20 protein-coding genes, 1 tRNA gene and 3 pseudogenes are annotated in these 21,430 nt (G+C 58.8%); 11 read left to right on the top strand and 13 right to left on the bottom strand.

The genetic code is table 11. The annotated features are described in order from the left end of the window. Positions 1–2,814: N-acetylmuramoyl-L-alanine amidase family protein (locus tag HNR46_RS19235; RefSeq protein ID WP_184022060.1), on the top strand; the 2,814-nt coding region annotated here is incomplete at its 5' end. 341 nt (positions 2,815–3,155) lie between these two features. After that, positions 3,156–3,749: a hypothetical protein gene (locus tag HNR46_RS19230; RefSeq protein ID WP_184022057.1), complete on the top strand. Its 594-nt coding sequence runs from the start codon at positions 3,156–3,158 to the stop codon at positions 3,747–3,749. A gap of 285 nt (positions 3,750–4,034) precedes the next feature. On the opposite strand, the gene HNR46_RS19225 is transcribed toward HNR46_RS19230, so the two are convergent. The 3 genes from HNR46_RS19225 to HNR46_RS19215 form a co-directional block, all read right to left on the bottom strand. Further along, positions 4,035–4,110, bottom strand: a tRNA-Phe gene (locus HNR46_RS19225). Between the two features lie 91 nt (positions 4,111–4,201). Further along, complete coding sequence (locus HNR46_RS19220) at positions 4,202–5,161, bottom strand: M28 family peptidase (protein ID WP_184022054.1); 960 nt, start codon at positions 5,159–5,161, stop codon at positions 4,202–4,204. A 12-nt stretch (positions 5,162–5,173) separates the two neighbouring features. Then, positions 5,174–6,070, bottom strand: coding sequence for a ParB/RepB/Spo0J family partition protein (locus HNR46_RS19215; RefSeq protein ID WP_184022051.1), 897 nt, complete (start codon positions 6,068–6,070; stop codon positions 5,174–5,176). Between the two features lie 119 nt (positions 6,071–6,189). Here HNR46_RS19215 and HNR46_RS19210 point away from each other — a divergent pair, with 119 nt between their 5' ends. Together HNR46_RS19210 and HNR46_RS19205 are read left to right on the top strand one after the other, a co-directional pair. Further along, positions 6,190–6,777: a hypothetical protein gene (locus tag HNR46_RS19210; RefSeq protein ID WP_184022048.1), complete on the top strand. Its 588-nt coding sequence runs from the start codon at positions 6,190–6,192 to the stop codon at positions 6,775–6,777. A gap of 11 nt (positions 6,778–6,788) precedes the next feature. Then, positions 6,789–7,355, top strand: coding sequence for an SET domain-containing protein (locus HNR46_RS19205; RefSeq protein WP_184022045.1), 567 nt, complete (start codon positions 6,789–6,791; stop codon positions 7,353–7,355). Positions 7,356–7,361: 6 nt separating this feature from the next. On the opposite strand, the gene HNR46_RS19200 is transcribed toward HNR46_RS19205, so the two are convergent. After that, positions 7,362–8,267, bottom strand: a complete 906-nt coding sequence (locus HNR46_RS19200; protein ID WP_184022039.1) for a DUF6268 family outer membrane beta-barrel protein — start codon at positions 8,265–8,267, stop codon at positions 7,362–7,364. Between the two features lie 41 nt (positions 8,268–8,308). Between HNR46_RS19200 and HNR46_RS19195 the strand changes: the two genes are divergently transcribed. Beyond that, positions 8,309–8,680, top strand: coding sequence for an MGMT family protein (locus HNR46_RS19195; RefSeq protein WP_184022037.1), 372 nt, complete (start codon positions 8,309–8,311; stop codon positions 8,678–8,680). Here the strand turns inward: HNR46_RS19195 and HNR46_RS19190 are convergent. Together HNR46_RS19190 and HNR46_RS19185 are read right to left on the bottom strand one after the other, a co-directional pair. After that, entirely contained in the window at positions 8,651–8,962 is a 312-nt protein-coding gene (locus HNR46_RS19190; protein WP_184022033.1) for a hypothetical protein, read from the bottom strand. The genes HNR46_RS19195 and HNR46_RS19190 overlap by 30 nt on opposite strands. A gap of 22 nt (positions 8,963–8,984) precedes the next feature. Beyond that, positions 8,985–9,629 (bottom strand): hypothetical protein, encoded by a 645-nt coding sequence (locus HNR46_RS19185; protein WP_184022030.1) that lies wholly within the window; start codon positions 9,627–9,629, stop codon positions 8,985–8,987. Between the two features lie 144 nt (positions 9,630–9,773). Between HNR46_RS19185 and HNR46_RS19180 the strand changes: the two genes are divergently transcribed. The 6 genes and pseudogenes from HNR46_RS19180 to HNR46_RS19155 all read left to right on the top strand — a co-directional run bounded on the left by HNR46_RS19180 (position 9,774) and on the right by HNR46_RS19155 (position 13,415). Beyond that, positions 9,774–11,141 carry a Gfo/Idh/MocA family protein gene (locus tag HNR46_RS19180; RefSeq protein ID WP_184022024.1) on the top strand — a complete coding sequence of 456 codons (1,368 nt, stop codon included), beginning with the start codon at positions 9,774–9,776 and terminating at the stop codon, positions 11,139–11,141. Between the two features lie 329 nt (positions 11,142–11,470). Beyond that, positions 11,471–11,689 (top strand): hypothetical protein, encoded by a 219-nt coding sequence (locus tag HNR46_RS19175; protein WP_184022021.1) that lies wholly within the window; start codon positions 11,471–11,473, stop codon positions 11,687–11,689. Further along, positions 11,683–11,838, top strand: coding sequence for a hypothetical protein (locus HNR46_RS21095; RefSeq protein WP_246418225.1), 156 nt, complete (start codon positions 11,683–11,685; stop codon positions 11,836–11,838). The genes HNR46_RS19175 and HNR46_RS21095 overlap by 7 nt, the downstream gene beginning before the upstream one ends. Continuing rightward, positions 11,835–11,936 (top strand): annotated as a pseudogene (tnpB, locus tag HNR46_RS21605) (IS66 family insertion sequence element accessory protein TnpB); the annotation flags it as partial. The gene HNR46_RS21095 and the pseudogene tnpB, both read left to right, overlap by 4 nt. A gap of 181 nt (positions 11,937–12,117) precedes the next feature. Continuing rightward, positions 12,118–13,103: pseudogene (locus tag HNR46_RS21600) on the top strand (IS66 family transposase); the annotation flags it as partial. Between the two features lie 36 nt (positions 13,104–13,139). Next, the gene (locus HNR46_RS19155; RefSeq protein ID WP_184022066.1) at positions 13,140–13,415 is read left to right on the top strand and encodes a hypothetical protein; all 276 of its coding nucleotides are present in this window, start codon (positions 13,140–13,142) and stop codon (positions 13,413–13,415) included. 213 nt (positions 13,416–13,628) lie between these two features. Here the strand turns inward: HNR46_RS19155 and HNR46_RS19150 are convergent, their stop codons facing one another. The 7 genes and pseudogenes from HNR46_RS19150 to HNR46_RS19125 form a co-directional block, all read right to left on the bottom strand. Then, the gene (locus HNR46_RS19150; protein WP_184022012.1) at positions 13,629–14,969 is read right to left on the bottom strand and encodes a DUF707 domain-containing protein; all 1,341 of its coding nucleotides are present in this window, start codon (positions 14,967–14,969) and stop codon (positions 13,629–13,631) included. Continuing rightward, a complete protein-coding gene (locus tag HNR46_RS19145) occupies positions 14,966–16,312 on the bottom strand; it encodes a beta-1,6-N-acetylglucosaminyltransferase (protein ID WP_184022009.1) in 1,347 nt (448 codons plus the stop codon). The genes HNR46_RS19150 and HNR46_RS19145 overlap by 4 nt, the downstream gene beginning before the upstream one ends. A 30-nt stretch (positions 16,313–16,342) precedes the next feature. Beyond that, positions 16,343–17,893 (bottom strand): glycosyl transferase family 90, encoded by a 1,551-nt coding sequence (locus tag HNR46_RS19140; RefSeq protein WP_184022006.1) that lies wholly within the window; start codon positions 17,891–17,893, stop codon positions 16,343–16,345. Between the two features lie 5 nt (positions 17,894–17,898). After that, positions 17,899–19,272, bottom strand: a complete 1,374-nt coding sequence (locus HNR46_RS19135) for a beta-1,6-N-acetylglucosaminyltransferase (protein WP_184022004.1) — start codon at positions 19,270–19,272, stop codon at positions 17,899–17,901. A gap of 180 nt (positions 19,273–19,452) precedes the next feature. After that, on the bottom strand, positions 19,453–20,163 hold the full coding sequence (locus HNR46_RS19130; RefSeq protein ID WP_246418223.1) for a hypothetical protein: 711 nt from the start codon (positions 20,161–20,163) through the stop codon (positions 19,453–19,455). 123 nt (positions 20,164–20,286) lie between these two features. After that, positions 20,287–20,358: pseudogene (locus HNR46_RS21595) on the bottom strand (hypothetical protein); the annotation flags it as partial. A gap of 252 nt (positions 20,359–20,610) precedes the next feature. Further along, positions 20,611–20,787 (bottom strand): transposase, encoded by a 177-nt coding sequence (locus HNR46_RS19125; protein WP_184022002.1) that lies wholly within the window; start codon positions 20,785–20,787, stop codon positions 20,611–20,613. Positions 20,788–21,430: the final 643 nt, after the last annotated feature.

Below are 21,430 nucleotides of genomic sequence, written 5' to 3'. Positions count from 1 at the left end.
GGGAATCCCGCGCTGGGCAGTGCCAGTCCGCCTTCGGGATGGTATGGGCTGCCGGCCCAGGGAGGCTCGCTGGCTGCCTTGAACGATTGGGGGGAGTTCACGGGTTACTTCCAGATGGACTACGTGGAGTATTACTACGATTCCTCGAGTGGGACCGCGTTCTTTGGGAGGCGATTTGAGAACCGGGAGCAATCGAGCTTTTTCTACGATGGTTCCTACCACGCGGCGGGTGATGCCTCTGCGGTGCCTTCGATCTTCGGGATGAATGACGAGGGCTGGGTGCTGCACGGTCCCCCTTTTCAGTTGTGGTTTGGCCCGGTGCAGGTGCCTGTCGGGCATGTGCTGCGGGTGCCGACCTCGAGCTCCCCGGCGACGATGCGGATGGCAGCGGCGTCCGGATGGTTGTATGGGCAGAGTTCGGTCAGATCACGCCCCTTTGATCTGCGGTTGAGCCAGGATTCCGATGGGGACGAGATGCCGGATGATTGGGAAGCGCTCTATGGGCTCAATCCACACGATCCGTTGGATGGGCAGGCGGATGCGAATGGCAATGGCATCAGCAACCGCTCGGAGTTCCATCTTCGCCGGAACCCCCTGGCCATGGGCGATGCGGCTGCGTTGGAAATCGACCTGCGTCCGGGCATTGATTCGGACGGCGATGGGATTCCGAATGTGTGGGAATGGCGGTATGGGCTGAATTTCAGCGACGGGGAAGATGCAGGGGGCGATGCGGATGGAGATGGGATCAGCAATTTCGACGAGTATCTGCACCGCACGAATCCGACTCAGGGAGATACGGATGGCGACCGCCTGCCGGATGGGTTGGAAGTGTCGATCGGGACCTCCCCGACGGACGCCGACACGGATCACGACGGAATCCCCGATGGCGAAGAGGACCAGGACGACGACGGGAGTTCGAACTATTGGGAACACGACGGCAACAGCGATCCGACGGACCCACAGTCATTGCCGGAGCTGAAAGTGATGATGTTCGTCGCGGAGGTGGATCGGACCTATCGGGCGTCGGACTATGCGGATCCAGAATGGGCGTATCGATCGACGCATCTGTTGAGCACCGGCGTGAGCGCCTTGATCAACGGGGGTGCTATCGAGCAGGAGGAGCTGGAAGATTGGCTGGGCCTAAGCGAACTGAATTGGCCCGCCTACCCACCGGTTCCGGGGGTGATCGATGTGACCATGGGGAAACAGAAACTGAGCCGCCACCAGGATTTCCCCGAGCAACCCCCGGCGGGATGGGGAGCCTGGGATCTCCCAGCTTTGGAGGCGGTGAGGGGGAGCTTCCATTTCCATTCACGGGAGGTGACCGTGCCGGACGGCGGAAACGGGGAGGAAATGAGCTACCTCAAATATTGGGGGACCCATGCGACGAAGAAGGTTTGGGTGTTGCTCAACCGGAGACTCACCGAAGACCTTGAGGTTCCGTTCCTGAAGATGGCGACGAAGGCCTCGACATTGGACTACCAAAACGAAGGGACGTGGTTTGAAGGGGCGATCAACGAAGCGACGAAAGTCACGCTAGGCGACCCCGAGGTGGTGAAGCTGACGGTTCGTGCAGGGGAGAACGTGTCGGAAACGGGCGTGGTGTTGAACCCCTTGGAAGCGAACGAAGGGACCTTCGAGAATGAGAGGCGGTATGATGTGGACCTCCTGCCGGTGGAGATAGTCGAACTGTCACCCAAGGTGAAGGACGAGGATGGGAATGCCATTGATGGTTGCGAGAAACCAAATATCGGGACGCCGCTGACTCCGTTTGAGGAGGTTGACCCACACACCAACAAGATTGCGCATCGTGAGATCAAGGTGAAGATCGGTGAAGCATTGAAGGACAGGAAAGTCACTTGGACGCTGGAGCCGCTGCCCGATGCCACACCGGCAGCCATCCGGGGCGACTGGGAGCAAAGCCCCACCCACAAGGATCGTTTCGAGGCATCCACTGCCTACGGTGCCAACGGATTCAACAGAGTGTCCCAGACCACGGGTGAAACCAACATTGGGGATGACGGACACACGGCCATTCGAGCGAATGTGCCGCCCATAGGGTTCAATCAAGTGCGGATCAAAATCCAGATCGAGGGTGTGAACACACCGATTGACCTGATCGACATGGAAGTGCCCGGCGTGGTTGTCATTGATCCCGGACATGGCGGAAATGACTCCGGTGCAGTGGGAAGGACTGACAACACCGTCCTGGAGAAAGATTTGGCCCTAGCCTACAGCCTCAAACTGCGCGATGAGTTGATCGACGAGTTCAATGATGAAGAGCGTGGGCTTCGGATTGTCATGACTCGCGAGACAACTGAAGGGTCTTTAAGCCTAGATGCACGAGCCCAGCTTGCGAAAACTAGAGGTGCTGACGTTCTTGTGAGTATCCACTTCAATTCCTCGATTTCCAACTCGGCCAGGGGCACCGAGGTTATCATTGAGAGAGAAAAAGGTGAAATAGATGAAGACCCGCAGCCTCCTTATCCAGGCGATAACATCAATCAAAATGAAGACATTCTTTTAGCGGAAGCAATGGGTTCGACTACTTTCGGAGCCGTCCAAGGTCAAGATCAAGGCGCGGTGCAAAGAAGAATGCTCAAAAGAGGAAAGCGTGTGACTATGGATGTGAACTTTGGCAACACGAAGAACTATCACCCTGTAAAGGCATGTTTGATTGAAGTTGAGTTTCTCTCAAACGAGACGGCGTTGAACAGCGTGAAGTTCTCAGGCAGCACGGGCGAAACAATCAAAGAAGCCTTTGCGGAAGATGCGGCCGCCGACATCTTCAACAATATCCTCAACCAGCCATGAAGATTCCAATCATTGCCATTTTCTGGTTGGGCATGTGCCTTGAGGTCTTCGCGCACGGACGTTCTCCAGAAATGAACTGGGAGTTGAACGCTCCAGTGCCTGACTGGATGTCGGTTGCGGAACCGATCAAAGTAGAACCGATTGAAGATCACCTCTTGCCTGCACCCTATTTGTTTCGCCCGCGTTCGGGGGGAGCCACCAACAGTCGTAACAGGGTTCAGATACCAGAGCGAAAGATTGAGTTTCAAGTCCCACACGAAATAGACTGGAGAGGCATTAACGAGGAAGGTTATGGCGTATCTCTCAATGCAGATGGAACCAAGATTTTAGTAAATACAGGAATGACGTCACGTCTTTACGAGGTTGCATCGGACGGCGAGCATCGGGAAGTCCCCATCCGACTTCCGCATGTTACATACGACGACGGGCTGAAGGGCTTCATTACCCGTTGGTCATGGGCTGGCAACGATGTGCTGGTGGGGCATGCTGAAATCACGGATGGAGCCGGGGATGAGATCATTGAGGAGCGGATTTATGTTTTCCACATGCAGGAGCAGGCTCTTGCCCGTCTTGATTTGAGCGCACTCAATTTGTCCGACACCGCGAGTCTTGAGATCGCCAGCATCGGGGAGGACCTCGAACATCTTCGAGTCCGGCTAGGAGATCGAGAGTTTGCCGTCAAAGCTGATTTGAAATCTCCGCCCAGACTGCTTGAGCGGCCGGACCCCGCACCCACATCGAACATGCAGGCCATCGGGCAGCAAACACCGGCATCGGCGAGGTCAACCAAACAAAAACCCGCGCCAATAACGACGGTTGAGGAATCCCCCTCGTCAACACGGTGGCCTTTGGTGGTGGTAGTGGCGGCGCTAGGGCTGCTGTGGGTGTTGCTCAAAAAGCGGAAGTCGAAGGGGTCAGTCCTGAATGGCGCTTAGATTAGGTGCAAATCATCGATTTTAAGAGACGAAAAGCCGATCAGGGTACGGTTTGAAAGTATGCGCGCTGCGCACATGGGCGACCTCTAGCACAGGGTCCGGAGGGCGAATAATCCTTTCCGGCTCGATTTCGTCAGGAGCCCTTAGGGGCCAATTGTGATGCGGGAGGCATGCAAAACCGACGTCGGAGGTGATTTTGGGTTTTTCTCGTCCGATTCGGGCGACATTCGGGCACCAGTTTCAAATTTGGAACCCCTCGAATCCTCGCAAAATCTTGAGGATGAGTGGTGGCTCGGGACGGGATCGAACCGCCGACACGCGGATTTTCAATCCGCTGCTCTACCAACTGAGCTACCGAGCCTTGGTGCCCTCTGGAGGTGGGCGCGGATTTAGGGTGGAGGGTCCGGTTTTGACAACCGAAAAAAGTCATTTGCCTGAAGAAAATTCGAAGATCACTGTCGATCGTCTAACAAACCAGGAGTAGCGAGGAAACGGAGCACAAGTTTGCCGACTTTATCGAGCATCTGCGGTTGGACTTTGTCGAGCGTGTCGCCTTCCTTGTGCCAGTAGTCCATGGCAGTGAAGTCTCCGATCAGGTGGAGACAAGGGAGACCGACATACTGGAGTGGCACGTGATCATCGATGATTTGGCCGGGGGCGGTGGTGAGGCCCTTGGGGAATCCCAGTTCCTTGCCGAGTCGCAAAGCCGTGGTGCGGAAGGAGGCCGGAGCATCGGGATTGCAAAACAGAGGGTAGTGGGGGTCTCCGACAATATCGACAACGACACCGATGCGCGGGAGGCTGGCCCGAGATCGCAATTGGCGGGCAAATTCCTTGGAGCCATAGAGCCCGTCGGTCGGTGTGATGCTGCCACCAAACGCTTCCTCGCCATCGAAAAAGACGAGCTCAACTTGTGAAGCACTGGCAGGGTCGATGCTGAGGGCGCGAGCGATTTCGAGCATCAGGCCGGTGGAGGAACCGCTGTCATTCGCGCCGGTGAAGGGGAAGGGCATGCGTTTCGAATCGAGGTGCCCACCAATCAGAAAGGGAAGGGAAACGGGTTCGGTGGCGGCGCTGCGATGACGAGCGGTGAGGTTGACGAAGGTGACGATGCCGTCCGGGGTCTTGGCTTGGAACGGTTCGCGGTGGGTTTTCCAGCCTACGTTGGCGAGTTCTGATTCAAGGTAGGATAGAGCCTTGCCGTAGCCGGCGGATCCTGGAGGTCGTGGACCGAAAGCATCGAGTCGAGCGACGTCCTGATGGGCGCGGTCTCCGGAGAAGGCTTCGGCAAACTTCGGCGTGGCGTGGGCCGCATGAGGCGGTGCGGGAGCAGCCGGTGGGGTCTCCTGTTTCCGGCATTGGGTTCCGATGAGGAGAGATCCGAGAAGCAGGAAGGGGGAGAGGCGTCGCACGGGGGGAGGCAATCAGATTTCTCCAACGCCGAGAAGCTCGAGGATGCGCTGGAGGTCGTCGTTGCCGTAGTATTCGAGCTCGATTTTGCCTTTTTTGGCGCCGTGCTGGACGGTGACATGGGTTGCAAAATGGTCACGCAAGCGATTTTGGATCGCCCGGAGCTGGGCATCGGCTTCGGTATTGCCTGAGCCGCTAGCTCGGCCGGGCTTTCCTGAATCGTTCAAGCCCTGGGAGAGTTCCTGAGCAAGTTTTTCGGCGGCGCGGACGGTGAGCGATTTCCTGAGGATTTGATCGCTGGCCAGCAATTGAGTGTCCTTGTCTTTGACCGCGAGGATGGCCTTGGCGTGGCCGACGCTGAGGCGGCTTTGCGCCACGAGCACTTGAATATCGGGGTGAAGTTCGAGGAGTCGCATGGCATTGGCGACGCTGGCGCGGGATTTGCCGACGCGCTCACCGATCTCCTCCTGTTTCATGGAAAACTCCTTGGCTAGGCGGACATAGCCGGCGGCCTCTTCGATGGGGTTGAGGTCCTCGCGCTGGAGGTTCTCAATGAGCGCCATCTCCAAAACATCCCGATCGGAGGCCTCTCGTTCGATGACAGGAACGGTGGCCAGCCCCAGTTTTTTGGAGGCACGCCAACGGCGTTCACCTGCGATCAGTTCATATTTGTCGGCAACCTTGCGAACGATGAGAGGCTGAATGATGCCGTGCTGGCGAATCGACTCCACCAGCTCATCGAGAGGGCTTTCGACGAAATGAGTCCGCGGCTGCAAAGGGCTGGGAACGACGGAATCGATGGGAACTTCCCGTGCATGTCCGGCACCGTCTCCAGTGGAAGAGGTGGGGGTGGCGGAATCCTGTTTGCGGATGAGAGCGCCGAGTCCTTTGCCGAGTGCCTGTTTTGACATGGGGCGACGAAGCTGGCAAAGCCGGGGGTGGTACGCCAAGCGGATTTGTGGTGGAAGCCGGGATTTGCCAGGATTCCAGCGCGCTTGACCTTCCTCATGCCCGCGTTCATCCGTCTGGCATGAACTTATGGAAGTGCATTGCGTGGCTCTGGTTGGCTTCGTTGGGTGGAGCTCTCGCTCAAGCGGGCGGGCCCGCTGAGGTGGTGAAATCTGCGGATTTGGCGGTGCGGGCTTTGGGCGACCAGATTGTCCAGGGTCACCACGAAGTCGCCGTCGAAAGCATGTATCCGCAATGGAAGGAACGGATGGCCAAGCGTAGTGGCGGCATGGCGAAGATGGAAGAGAGCTTGAAAAACCTTGGTGCTCTCATGGCTCGCAACGGGATCCGCATCGTTTCGGTCAAGACCTACGGTCATCCCGATTGCCATGAAGTTTGGCCTGGCAAGGGGGCGGATCAAGCCACGGTGTATACCAAGTGGCTGGTGCTGGTGCCCACGGTGACGCGGATGAGTGTGCTGCGGGAAGGCACTCAGACTCCGATCCTGATCGATAGCTACGGCTTCCAGGTGGCGATCGCGGACAAGGATCAAATGAACTGGAAGTTCATCAATGGCAGCGAGGTGAGCGTGGCGGATCTGCGTTCGATGTTCACCTCTCTACCTGCCAATTTGGAATTGCCGGAGGTGCGGCGCGAGGAGGCAAAATAAGGGAGACCACCATGTCCTCAAAGAAGAAGGAGCGGGAGAGATTTCTCGCGAAGCACTCGAAGTTGCACCGGGAGTTCCTCAAACTCTGGGAGCGTGGACAAAGCGAGCTGTGCGAGGTGCGCGACTCGGAGATTCATGGGCGGGGAGTGTACGCCACTCAGGACCTGGGCCCGGAGGAAAAGATCATCGAGTACCTCGGAGAGATCATCGACAAGGATGAGAGCGAGCGTCGGGCGTGGGCTCAGGCGGAACATGCGGAAAAGACCGGTGATGCGGCCGTCTACATTTTCACCCTGGATGACGATTGGGACATCGATGGCAATGCTCCCTGGAACACGGCGCGCTTGATCAATCATTCGTGCGATCCCAATTGCGAGGCTTGGATCGAGGGCGATCAGATTTTCATCTATTCTCTCCGTGATATTGAGGCGGGTGAGGAGCTGACCTTCGATTACGGCTTCGATATCGAATGCTACGAAGATCATCCATGTCGCTGCGGGCGGCCGGGATGTGTGGGATACATCGTCAGCCGCGAGCAGTGGGATGAGTTGCGGAAACGCCTGGCGAAGCAGGGCTGAGCTTCGCTACCAGGAGCCGACGGTGACGCCGAGTCGCACGTAGGGTGAGGCTTCGGCTTCGCCGACACCGGGAGCATGGATGCCACGACCATCGTCCGTGGTGAAGCTCAGTTCGTTGCCGAAGGTCACGCCGGCAGCGAGATCGAGCCATACATCGTCAAAAAGCCGCTGACGGAAGGTGAGGCCTGCGCGGATGGAGTCGAATTCGAGTTGCGCGTCGCGACCTGCGTATTCGGTCGCCCACTCGCCACCATTCCATGCGCCTTCGACACCGATGGACCGGTCGTCGCCCAATTGGCGACGTAAGACAAAGCGGGTTCCATAGAAGAAGGACGACCAGTTTTCGTCGATTTCCCAGAGGAAGCCAGGCCCCACGAAGAATGAGGGGTCGTTGGCGAGGTCTGACCCGTAGATTCCGAGTCCGAGAATCAACGATTCGGAGAATCGATATCCGACTCCCGCGGCGGCAGAGAGGAAGAAATCATCGCTGCCGATATCATCCATGGAGGAATGGATGCCGGGAGTGATCATCATGCCATAGAGCCATCCATCGCTCCCTTGTCCGATGAGGAAGTTGTAGAAGTCGATTCGGTGCAGCGGCCGTTCCAGCGAAGGAACGAGGCGGGAGAGGGCTGGATGGGCGCCATCGAGTTCCAGATGAGAGAGATCGTAGCTCAATGCGGGGAGCCAAGTCAGGCCGCCGGGAAGGTCGACCTGACCGAGCATGGCGAAGGCTCCGAGATTGGTGAAATCGAGGTCTCCCTGGCCTGGGGAGTCGAAATCCATGCCGAAGGAGTGCGTCACCCTGAGGGAGGCGACATTCACATAGTCGGCAATTTTCAGGGTATCATCCGTAGGAGTGGCCTCCAGCGGGGCAACCAAGGCGGTTCCGGCAATCAAAAGTGGAATCATGAGGTGACGAGATTCGGGAATCGCCCCAGATTGTCCCGGAGATGCCCGGTGACAAGTTAAGTTTGTTCGCTCAGTCGGTTTATGACGCCTTGGTGGAAATTCCGCGTGGAAAAGTGGTCACCTACCGGGAGCTTGCCCGACATTTGGGGTGCCGATCGGCGCAAGCTGTGGGCCAGGCGTTGAAGCGAAATCCATGGGCTCCGAGGGTGCCCTGCCATCGGGTGGTGAGGGTTGATGGCAGCTTAGGAGGGTATCAAGGGGCGACGGAGGGCAAGCCCTTGCAAAGGAAGCGCCGATTGCTCGTGGAAGAGGAGGTGGAATTCTTGGCTGATGGGCGAGTGGACCTCCGGTGTGCCGGCTGGGAATGGCCGGTTACGGGAAGTTCAGCGGCCGGCGAGTTCAATGACCCATGAGATCACGGCGGCGAGAGCACCGAGCATGAGAAACATCAGCACCAAGCTGCGACCTTGAGCGCGGCGTTCATTGCGGATCTCACCCCGAGCTGCCTGTTCTTCGAAGCGTCGATGCCGATCACGATCGATCAGGTCATCGGGGGGAGGGATGGTTGATTCCCGCTCGAGTAGCTCCAACTCGAGCTGGCTGGGCAAGGCTTCCAATTCCGCGATCTTCTGCTCCAGCTCGCGGCTTGCGCTCGCGAGCTGGTCGAGTTCATCGGTGGATTTTTTGCGGGCCATGGTGCGGGAGGATTTCCCGGGTTTAGCGAGCGATCCAGATGAGGAGGGCGAGAGCGCCTAGGGAGATCACTGGCAGGTTGAAGGCGAGGCCGCGGAGGAACTGTTGTTTGAACTCGCTATTTTCACTGCGCGAGCGCCGCACGCCTTGGAAGATGGAGGCGCTGCGAGTGCGGGCAAAGTGTTCGGCTGCTTGGGAATACTCGTCCTCCGCGTGCTCGACGATGGCCAAGGCGCGATCGAGTTGGGCGGCGAGTTGATCGCGAGACCAGGCCTCTGGATTGATTTTTTCAATCTTGGAGAGGTGGCCAGCGAAGCAGCTGCGGCATTGTTCCAGATCGTCCATTTCCTGGCGCATTTCGAAAACCTGACGGTCGATCAGGGTGAGTGCGGAGGAAAGGCGCTCCGTCATTTCAACCTGGGAGCCGATCAGCTCGCGGCGGCGGAAATTCAGCCGTTCGGTTTCTTGCTTGAGCCGTTCCAGCTCTTCGCGCTGAGCTTGAAGTTCTTCCAATTGGGATTGGGCCACGCGCAGGCGGCCTTCGACGTCGTCCCCGCCCCGTTGGGGCGTTCCGTCCATTTCCAGTTGGGTATCGCGAATTCGGATGTGGTGGGTGTGCTCTTTGGTTGCGGGCATGCCGATGAGATGGAGGCGGGACAGCGTCGCCATTTTAGAAAGAGAGGGTTGGGCTTTCCAGCGAAATGTTTGGGTTTCCTAAGGAAATGGACGGGTGGTGGGGGTTGGTGGAGGGATTTTGTTGAAAAACGGGTGAAACAATCCGGGAAACGGGTGACGTAGAGGGTTCAATCCAAGATGAACAACCCACATTTCTCACGGCGACACTTCCTCAAATCCTCCTCGATCGCGGCCGGTATGGCGGCTTTCCCGAACTTGTTGTTGGGGCAATCGAAGGAGACTTCCAAAATGCTTCAGGTTGCGGCCGTGGGGTGCGGTGGAAAAGGCCGGGGCGACATTTCTGAAATCGCCAACGGAAACAAGATCATCGCTCTCTGCGATATCGACCACGTGCGTGCGGAAGATGCTTTCAAGACTTTCCCGGACGCTAAGCAGTTCTTCGATTTCCGAGAAATGCTTGCGGAGATGGCGGATCAGATCGACGTGGTGACGGTTTCGACCGCGGACCACATGCACTTTCCGATTGCCCTTGAGGCGATGCGCCACGGCAAGCCGGTGTTCGTGCAAAAGCCTTTGACCAACCGCATTTGGGAAGCCCGTGCGCTGGCCAACTTTGCAAAGGAGAAAGGCCTGATGACGGTGATGGGGAACCAAGGAGCCACGACCACGGGCACCCGATTGCTGCGCGAGTGGATCGAGGCCGGATTGATTGGTGAAGTGAAGGAAGTTCACTACTGGACGAACCGTCCGATCTGGCCGCAGGGTAAGGGACTGGAGTTTCCGAAGGAGCCGATTCCTGACACCTTGAACTGGGATATCTGGCAAGGATCGGTGGCCACTCGCCGCGACTACAGCCCGCGCATTCACCCGTTCGCCTGGCGCGGATTCTGGGATTATGGTTGCGGCGCCCTCGGCGACATCGGGTGCCACAGCTTCAACTCGGCCTTCTGGGCGTTGAATTTGCACGGCGACTTTGTGGTGGAATCGAGCCGTGTCAGTGAGTTTGACGATGTGACGGCCCCGAGCCGCGCCACGATCGAGTATTTGTTCCCCGCCAAGGCCGGTCGCGGACCTGTCAAGGTGCTGTGGCAGGATGGCGTGGGTGATCCGAACAATGACGCGGACTTCATTCGTCCTCCTGGAATCCCGGATGACCTGGAACTGAACCACGAGTTCGGTCAGGTGTTCGTTGGTACGGAAGGGGTGATGTATTGCTCCGACGCATACTGCGGCCGTCCTCCTGAGCTGTTTGATGACAAGCTCAAGGAGAAGATTCGCACCATCAAGCCCGTCTACGAGCGCGTCAAAGGCGGCCCAACCCAAGAATTGGCACGGGCGATCCGTGGCGAGGGTCCGAAGCCGGTTTCGAACTTCGAGGACCACGCCGGTCCGCTCACCGAAATGGTGTTGGCGGGCAATCTCGCTGTGCGTCTTGGCAAGCGGGTCGACTGGGATTCCGCCGGCATGAAGGTCCGTGGCATGCCGGAAGCGGATGCGCTGCTTCGCCGTGCTTACCACAAAGGCTGGGAGCCGAAGCTGGCCTGATTCTTTTTGATTACCGCCCTGCACCCTCGGCGAATGATCGCAGCCGGCACTCCGCCTCAGGAGTGCCGGTTTTTTTGATGCCGGGTCAGCCGCTAGCGGCCAGGGTGACGATCGCGATCACGAAGGGTTTTGCGCAGAGAGCCGGTAGGCCGGAGCCAACAGGCAACGGTGCAAGCCCGCCCCGAACAAGCCGCCCGAGAGTGGAGAACGAGGACAAACAACAACCCACCAGCCGTGGCCGTCGAACGTAAATGGGAGAGATCTCCATCGTAAGTGTCGTAAAATCGCCCCCCTACCGTGCGGCCGCTTGACCTGCCAACATCGCCGGGATGTCCAGATCCACCCGCCGCCTCGCGCGGCCACTGGAATGCACCGGCTTCCACTTCGGCGAAGTCGAGTTTCCGCGCGTCTCCCAGCCTCGGCTGGTGATCGAGTTCCGCGAGGGCATTTCGCTGCTGATCGCCGACGAGGGCGCCATTCCTCTGGCCGCCGAGTTCATCGCCGCCTTCCGCCACCACCTCGCACGGAAGGGAGGCCGGTCGTGCTGAGTCTCGCCAACGGCGCGCTGAAGGTCTTCCTCGCGCTCGAGCCCTGCGACATGCGCAAGTCCTTCAACGGCCTCCACACGCTGGCGACCGAACAACTCCGGCTCACGACGCGCTCTTCGCTTTCACCAACAAGCGTCGCAACCGGGTGAAACTGCTGTACTTCGACGGAACGGGCACCTGGGTCGCGGCGAAGCGTTTGGAAAAGGGCCGATGCAGCTGGCCGGCACCCAGCGAGCCAGGCCAACGGCGCATCCGGCTCCACGCCGAGGCCCTGCAGTTGCTCGTCGATGGCGTCGATCTGAGGGGCGCCTCCTCCGGAGCAAAGCGGCGAAACATCCGCACCGGGGGAGGGAAAGCCAAACGCCGCAAGAACCCGCCGCACCAAGGCGGAGCTGTTTCCCGCCAACCTCAAGGTCGTCATCGACGAGGTGATCGTGCCCGGCGAGGTCCTCGCCAGCCCGCAGGACTGGGAGAACATCGGCGAGGAGCACCACGACGAACTCGATGTCGTACGCGCCGAGATCTTCTGGCGGAGCAAGGGGCGCGAGAATTACCGCCACAGGGTCGACCGCAGCCTGCCTCCGCTCATCGCCCCGGCACCGCGGCCCTCCATTCCCGGCACCCAGGTTGCCCCCGCGCTGGCCGCGCAGATCATTGCCGACAAGTACGAGGACCACCTGCCGCACCACCGCCAGACGAAGCGTTTCAAGAGACGGCACGGTATCGACCTCGGCCGGCAGACGCTCAACGGCTGGACCCACGCCACCCTCGGCCACCTCGCCCCGCTGGGTCCTGCGATGCGGGCGGAGGTCTTGCTCGCCGATGAACTGCAGATCGACGAGACGCCCATGGACGATCTCGACCCCGGCCATGGGGCCACCCGCGAAGGCCGCCTCTGGGTCTACCGCGACATCGGTGGCGGCACCTGCTACTTCGACTGGCACCTCGGCCGCGGCGCGGGCTGCCTTCTGGCTTTCCTCGGCCACGACCCCTAAACCAACACCATCGCCTAGCGGGGCACCATCCACACCGATGGCTATGGCGTCTACGACGCGATGGCCGGGGCGCACGGCCTCCGGCACTCCGGCACTCCGGCACTCCGGCACTCCGGCACTCCGGCACTCCGGCACTCCGGCACTCCGGCACTCCGGCACTCCGGCTGCCTCGCGCACATCCGCCGCAAGTTCGTCGAACTCGGAGACACGGCGCCCGGAGTAACCCTGCCGGTGCTGATCCCCATCCAGCGGCTCTACCGGATCGAGCGGCAGATGGGCCAAAGCGGAGCCCCGCCCCCGTGCCGCGGGCTGATCCGGCGGGCGCGCAGCCGACCGATCGCCGATGAACTCCTCGCGCTGCTGCGCGAGGCGCGCATCTGCCCGCCAGCGACATTGGCAAGGCGATCGCCTACGCGCTCAACCAGTGGGACAAGTTCGCCGTCTGCCTGGAGGACGTGGCCCTGGAGCTCGACACCAACCCTGATCCGGCCGGCCAAGCTGGGTCTGAAGAACTACCTGTTTTTCGGAAGTCTGGAAGCCGGTTCGAATCACGCGCTGATCTAAACGCTGCTGGCCAACTGCCGGATCCACGACCTCGCTCGGAGGACTACCTGGTGGGGGGCATCACGCGCCTGCCGGTCGATGCCACGCCGGAACAAGCGGCAGCGTTGACCCCCTCACGGATCGCCGCCGAGCGCCGCGCCGCGGCCGGGAGCAGCGAAGCCGCCTGATCGCAAGCCGATCATCCCGTCCGGCGTCAGCGCAGGGGATGGATTTACGACGTTTACTCTCCAGCCAGCCAATGCCGAAAACAAGCTCGGTCCGGGATCTCGCGCAGGGTTGAAGCTTGCCTGCGTTATGGGCGCAAGCAGCGATATCAAAATCGTAACCGTCTGCCCGATCCCAGTGTCGGCGAGCACCGGGAACGTTGTGAATCCATCGCTTCAGGTATCCATTGGATCGAAGAGCCAACCTTCTTCGACCGGCTGGTAGCGGAACAATCCCTGAGTATCGAGGAATCGGCGAAGCTCCGCTTCCGAAGCGGAGTTGATCGACTGCACTGGCCTCGTGTGCACGACTGGGAGAGCATCGACGATGCCCTTTCTTCCCAGCGGAACGTAGTCGTAGCCCCATCCGCTGCCGTTCTCCTCGTCGAGGTAGCTGTGGAATTCGGTCCAAGCGTCCCGGGTGAATACGGGTGCCATGATTTCGACGAAATTCGTGAGCCGACCGACGACCGGAAGGGGTTCGTCCGAGTCCTTGAAACGCCGCGGTAGCGGACATGCCCTCCACGCGGTGATCCCGTGAGACAGACCATGAGGCGATCGGATCGCGGGTTGTGCCAACGACAGCCGATTGGCGGTCATGATCCGAACGAAGCGAAGGGGGTCGAAGCCCGTGCAGTCGAGATCGTCGTCCCAGTAGAAGATGAAGTCGTAATTCGCAACCTTCTCCGGCGTCAGATGACGAAGCGCCAGCTGCCATTTGTAGCCTCGGTCCTTGATGGTCGTTGGGTTGTTCGGAAATAAAATGTCGGCTTCGTCGTACTGCAGCAGAAAGCAATCGGCACCTGCTGCCTGAAATGATGCCAATGCCTGCTCAACGAGCGGTTGCGCATTCGCACCCACCGGTGAGGCGAACAGGATGCGCGGCAGGAAGTTCTCCGGAATCCTGCGCAGCCTCTCTCTGGCGGGCTGAATCGCCAGACATGGCACTGGATGATGCATCATTCCTGGGACGTGTTTCACGGGCTCCCGCCAGTTCCAGGAATCGGCGTTGTACCAGCAGCCACTCCGGCCCTCTGGAGTGAAGCTTCCTTCTCCCCCGATATCCTCGATCTGCAATCCGGCCCCGGCCACTAGGGTGGGGACCACGGCTTCATGATGGCCGCTCCAGCCATTCTTGAGGCCCTCCATGACGGCTTCCGCCGCCGCCCGGCTCAAACGCGCGAGAGGTAGCATGGCGGCGACTCCGTCCGCCGCTGAATGATCGTCTGGAGCCTTGAGACTTCGCCACCAGTGCCAATCGGGTTCTTCGGACCGGCGTCGCACCACGGTGGCGAGGAGGTCCACATCGCACCGGGAGAAACTTTCGAAAAACTCATTCCAGTCGCCTTCGAAATAGACCTGCTCGTCGATCAGCCAAAAAAACGGATCACCGGTGGAAAGGAACGCTTCGAGCGTCGCGCCGAGTTCGGGGCCTGTTCTCAGAATGATTTCTGCGCTTGACTCGGCATCTCCAGTGTTGCGTAAGTCGGGGTCGTCTTGGAACGGTGCGGGATTCATGATAGCTGTTTCTCGAAATGGAAAGCACCAGCGGCCTCACACGAATCGCGGTGGAGATCCCATCGGCCGATATTTGATCCGGGTGTGAACTTCCGGGCGAAGTAGCATCCACTCTCCATTATCTCGGCTGCGATCCGCGGAAGCACCTGATGAAATTCCTGGGGATGTGCACCTCCACGCCAGCAGGTCCAGGTGATGGGTCGGTTGATGATGGCCTCGCCGGGCAGGCGCCCTGAGGCGCTCAGGACTGTGGAGAAAAAGCACTCATCCGCCGCCCAGACGTCTTTGAAATGGGGTGACCAGTCCTTCTCGCTGACGATCAGGGCATCCCGGCGATTCAAGCACATCCACTGATCTTGAAACCAGGCATGGTCCTTTGGAATGCCCGACAGAGCTTCCAACCGCAAAGCCTTCTCGCGATTGCCCCAGCTCCGGACCTGATCGAGCGATCGCATCGCGAGCCGTGAACGTTTGTCGAGTCGTAGACTCCGTGCGAGTGATGAGAACGGGCGGACAGGTACGCAGCTTTCGGAAACCAGCGCCACGTGCGTGACGGCGGGATCCTCCAGCGCGGCGCGGATCATCGCGAGGGTTGCTTCCACCAAGGAAAACGCTCCCCATGCAGTGGGCATGCGCTCATTGATTTGCGCATCCAGGAGGAAGGACCCGGCAGGGAGTGAATCGAGCGATTTGGTGTGAGCGTAGATTCTCGCATGATCCCCAGCGACATCGAGGTATTCCTGCCAGATGCCGGGATGGTTCATCTCTCCGCGTGTTAAAAAGAGAAACGCAATGGTAGGCTTGGGCGCGGGAATATCGGTGCTCCAGACCGGGTCCCGGGGATTGACAGGGTAGTGCAGCTTCCCGGGCACGAAACTTACCGGCCCCTCCCAATGCCAGGTCCGGTCATCGTACCAGCGGCCGATCCGGTCTGGAGGAGTAAAGGAGCCGAAGCCGCCGATGTCCTCGATTTTCAGCCCGGCCCGGTTCACGAGCGTCGGGATCACTGCCTCCAGATGCCCATTCCAGCCCTCTTCAAACCCCTTGAGAACCGCCTCCGCGGCTTGGCGGCTCAACCGGATGAGCGGCAGCAGCATCGCCACACCATGGCTCAGCGGCTTTTCGCCTTTGGGTGCCTGTAGGCTCGACCACCAATGCCAGCCCGGCTCTTCCGCATAGCGACGCAAGGCAGTGGCGAGCATGTCGGAATCGGACGATGCGAATGCAGCTTCCAAGGTCTTAATTTCTCCGTCGAAGTGGACGCCGTTGTCGATGATCCAGAGATGGTTCACCTCCGATTGAAGAAAATCGCGCAGAAGCGAAGCGAATTCTTTCAAGTTCATAGGGCCTGGGAAACGGAACAGCGACACGGCTCAGAAATCCTGCCATTCGCCATAGCGCTTTTTCCTCATCTGGAATTTCGCCTTGTTGATTCTCAATAGCTTCATGGCGAGATTGTTGGCAAAAGTGGCGTGGTAGAAGACGGTATCTTCGAAGACAGGCTGCTTTCCGAGGGTTCCGATTTGAGGAGAAAGTGGGCGGTGTTTGACGTCTAGTTCGTGGATCAAACGGTTGATTTCTTCTTGATCGGCGTCGGCGACTCTTCCATGTCGGAGAGCCTTTAGAACACGCGAGTAGAGAGTCACAACCTTTGGGCAGTTCTTGAGAATAATGAAGCCACAGTTGTAGTAGTCTGGTCCGTCCAGCAAGGCTGAGAATTCGATTTCATCTTGACGAGCGTCTCTCACCATGATCCGAATTTCGCTGGGTTTGAAGAAATGGATATCCACATCGCTGACAATGAAATATTCGCTCTCGTCGATCTCACGCATCACCTCCAGAGCAAGTTCGGCCTGTTTGATCAGCATTTCGTACCAGGAGCGGGTCTGAAACCCGTGTTCGCTGAACGAGCTTAGATCGACTTCCCGGTTGAAAACCTTGATGCCTTGCCTTGCAGGATCGAGGCTGGACACAAATCCCTCGTATAAGGGCTTCAGGTTGCTCGAATGCACGGTGACGACTGCCAGATGAGGGGCTGCCGTTCCATTTAATGAAACGGGCGTCTCTGGAGGCTCTTCCCGCGTCCGCAGCTCATTCCACAAGGCTTCGGCAGTTCGATTAAGTTGCGCTTCGACCGTGAGATGGGTCGCCGCAAAGCGTCGGCCCGAGCGGCCGATTTTTTCGTACAGCTTCTCGTCGGTTTCCAGCCGCGCGTGGTTCTCCAGAAGATCGGAGAGATCCTGTTTGACGGGCACATAGTGAACCCAGGGTTCAAGGTCCTCATGCCACGGTTCGATGATGGGACGGTCCACGATGAACAGCGGTCGTCCCGTCGCGAGCAGCCACTTGATGCGCGCCGAGTATCCGTTGCCGGGACAGTCGATGAGATACTTGTACCTAGCGTGATCGGGGATCGGCACAAGCCGGGTTTTAGAGCGAGGTTTTTTCGGCCTACTGAAGTCCCACTCCATCAACTCGACATCGAAAAGGCCTGGGTGCTGTCGTCCGAGATTGCAGAGGGCGATGCGGGAGGGATGGGTGTTCGCCCCGATCCAGAGCATTCGATCGTCTTCGTAGGGAGCATGTGTTTGGAGTAGCTCAAGCATCATCGATTCGGCGTCGTCGATGCCCGCTTCCGGCCAACGTAGGATGTAAGGGCAGGGAAAGGGAAGTGTGCTCGGGGAATGAGCTGAAAAACAGGTAGCGCTGAAGGCAAGGTCGTGGGCCTCGATCCAGTGCAACGGCGGAGGACCGTCGTGAAAGGCGACCCCCCCGCTTCGTCCAACCAGAAGTTCCGGCCAATTTTGAACGATGTCGCATAGCAGCTCCAAGACGTTGTGCGGCCGGCATTGGAAGCCCTTCGACGCAGTGATCACGACGCGGTCCACTGCTTCGACCCGGAATGAAATCGTGTTGTCCTCCATCGCGCTCAAATTTCTGTTCGGTGAAGCCCCCATTTGGCGATGTCCGAGTCGGGTGGGAATTTTCTTGCAAACCAAGCGCCGGACTCCGCCATGGTTTCGACCGTCAACCAATCCACCGACCTGAAACTTTCGGGTGACCCGGCGCTTCGTGACCAGTCAGCCCAGGTGATGTCATGATTCACCACGCGGTCATCGACTGGGTAACCGAGTAGCGAAAGAACGGTCGCGAAGTAGGCTTCGTCGGGGATGGGCATGCCTCCGAACACGTCTGTGTAGTCGGCTCTCGCTACCCATTCCGCGGCAAGCCGCTCAAGAAGCCACCACTGGGATTGGAACTTCCAGCACCCGTCCGGAATCTGGGGAAGATGAGCCGCTCTACCCCGCTGCAGGTCGGAGCATTTTTCTAGGTCTTTCCAGCCGAATCGGGAGCGGGGTTTTCTTCGGAGGTGTCGGAGCATCTCCGACAAAGGTCGGATAGGAATGCAGCTTTCCGACAAGAGGACGAAATGCGTGAGCCTCTCGTCCTCCAGAGCCGTACGGAGAAGAGCGAGGCTCGCTTTCACCAACGAGACCGATCCCCATTCGGTTTTGTGATACTCAGGAATGATTGTTCCCTCCAGGAATCCTCCTTGTGTGGCGTCAGGCGTCTTCGGGTGACTGAAAACCCTGACCTTGTCCGGGTGTTCCCCGACGAACTCCCGCCAGATATCTGGATGATGAACATCGCCTCGAGTCAGAAACAGGAGTCCTAGCTTGGGTGAGCACGTTCCCGGCATGGCGAGGGGAATTCCCGCCATGCGGGCGTAGGTACGCTCGATCAGGTCCAGTCCGGCCTTTTGAGTGCCCGCGAGATGGTAGGAACTATAGGTCTGGTGCAATAGATCGGAGGAGTCGGTCGCTTGCCACGCCAAGTTGGGGAAGCATGCGTAGGAGGGGATCTCTTTTTGGAGTGCGGCCAGAAAGCGATCTGAGGCGAGAGGATGGTCAGGTGTCGGTTTTCCGTGAGCGTCAAGCGCTCCGATCACCCGGTTGAAGTAAGGTTGTCGAATCGCGACCGCATGAGTGTCAATGGCGTGTGTGACGCGGACCACGCCCGGCGCGCAGGGAATGGGTTCCTCGACATGCTTGCACCCTAGAAAAAACATCCCCCAGTCATCCGGAAGATCGATACCCTCAGCGAGTGCACGGAAATTGGGATGGAAGATGACATCGTCCTCAAGGAGCAGGACGGCTTCCGCCCGCCTCAACTTCGCCCGACGGATTGCGAGACGCTGAGTCAGAGCAAGTGCGTAACGGCCTGCGTCGTCGTATCCGCGCACTATCGCCGGAGCCGTTAGCGCTTTATCGCCTGGCGGGGCGGGGATTCGTTCCAGAGACATTCCGCGAACATAGAGGGCGTCAATTGCCGGAAAGCGTTCTGCGGTTATTCTGGCGGTTCGAAGTTGCCACTCAGTCTCCCCTCTGCGGTCGCTCCTTCGTCCGAGATTGATCCAGTAGCGAAGGGGAAAGGTGTTTTCAATATCCATAGGGTGGCTACGGGAGGCTCTCCATTAATGACGTCATGCTTCAAGGATGTCCTGAAAAAGACCATCTTTATCGCCATAGACGGCCATCATGTGGAAGCCGAAGGCAAGCCGCTGTCTGGTCAGTAAGTCCAATCTGGAGAAATGAACCACGGCGGCTGCTCCGAGATGGGAAAGGTTGACGCCCGGATCGCCCGGCCGAAGGACCTCGCCGCGCTCGAAGTTCTTAATTCTCCAGCCACTCTTACGCAGCGTCGCCCCTAGAGCTTTGGCGGTGAGATTCATTGAGGGTTGTAGAATGTCGAGGAATTCTCCAACACGCTTGGCTCGTATTGCGAAGAATCCCGGATCTGGAAGTCCGTCGCGAAGGGATACGAGCCCATCGGCATCCGAATCAAAGAGGTGATCGAGATTGCGAAGGGCTACGCAGTCCGCGTCAGCAAAAACCACCCAATTATAATCTAGATCTCGGTAGAGTTCTGCCGCACCCGTCAATTGATGATTTCTGGCGATTTGTTTCCATGCCACCGGCTGCTGGGCGGCTCGCTCTGAATCGAGAAGGAGAGGGAGATCCTTTTCGAAGAGGTCAGTTCGTGAGACAGGGAATAGTAATTGAGGAAAATTACGATATACGGCAATTTTGCCTTCCCATTGATGCCGGAGTAAAGATGAAATCCAAGTTTTTCCGCAGCTTCTCCATTGCTTATACCCTTGTGAAGTCAGTATAGTGGTAATCGCTAGATTCATTTCTGCCAGAAGAGCAGAAATGTGAAAAATGCCAAGGCACCTTTTACTGGCTCGTCCGAGGTAGTAGTGGGCGGGATAGAGTCTCAGCGACTGGTGGCCGCAGAAGAATAGGATGCGAATACGGTGATGCTCGAAATTCCTGAAGCCCCTCGTGGCACCCTTGGACGCTTGGATTCCGCTGTTAAAGCCTTCGGTTGCCGCGTTGGTGGTTCAAGTTGCCTGCAATTGGGGAGCAGGCCGGTGAGATGGCGTTTGAGCTTGGGGACGACCTTTTCGACCTGGGGCATGTCGGGAGCGGCTTGCCCATCCGTGCAAGTGCTCGAAGTGGGCTTCGGCAAAGGGCACGTTGCGGCAGTCTCAAAACTCGCTAAGTAACTCCTTGATTGCCCCGGCTCGCGCGGTGTTCCTTGCATACGCGGGATCACGAAGGAATTCGAAGGCCTTGTGCTATTCGAGACGGATTCCCTCCGCGCAACGCACCCAGAAGTAGAGAAAGCCCTTCATGTGGCTGTCACAAAGCTTAGCCAGAAACTTGTGCACACCCCGGCGCATGGCATCGACCGCCTCGCCCATGTGCCTGGAGACGGGGAAACGGTCGAAGACGACGTCGGCTTTGGGGAGCATCCCCCCTGGCGGCGCTGATGAAGGCCGGCCACATTGTCACCGTCTTGATCTCCCCACGCACCTCCTCGGGAAGTATAGCAAAGGGCTTGACGGCGTCCTCGTCGGTACGTCTGCCCTGACCTAGATGACCCGTAAGCCGTCCAAGCCGCAGAGCGTCGAGACGTGGTCGTGGTATGAGGGAAGCTTTTCTCGTCGATGCCTCCGCGACGGATCTTCGAGAAGTCCCACTTCGCCAGCCTAATCCGGTGTGACGCGTCGCAGCAGATTACGAACACCTTCGCCGCTGCCTCCATCATTGGCCGCGTTCTTCGACGCCAACACGGTGGACGCCTGCACGGCGAAGGTCTCGAACATCCACGTGAGCGGGCTGTGCCTGCCCGCCCGCGGCACCTTGCAAGTCATCCCTCCACACCTCTCGCAGTTCGGGCGCGGAACCCGCGCCCGGAGCTTGGTCTCGAACTGAATTGTGTTCAGAAGCCGCCATGTGCGCTTCGACGCAAGGTCCGCCCGCGGCGGAGACTCTCCGCGGCATGGATAAGCTAACCCTTTGCCAAGGCAGCTCACTCGGATACGGAACTTCTTGTTCTCCATGTCCAGGGCCACCACTTCTACCTTCCAGCCATCGTTCAAGCCCAGAAGCAGA

It is taken from the genome of Haloferula luteola (assembly GCF_014201715.1).
Lineage (GTDB): Bacteria > Verrucomicrobiota > Verrucomicrobiia > Verrucomicrobiales > Akkermansiaceae > Haloferula > Haloferula luteola.
This window is presented reverse-complemented; position numbering and strand designations above follow the sequence as displayed.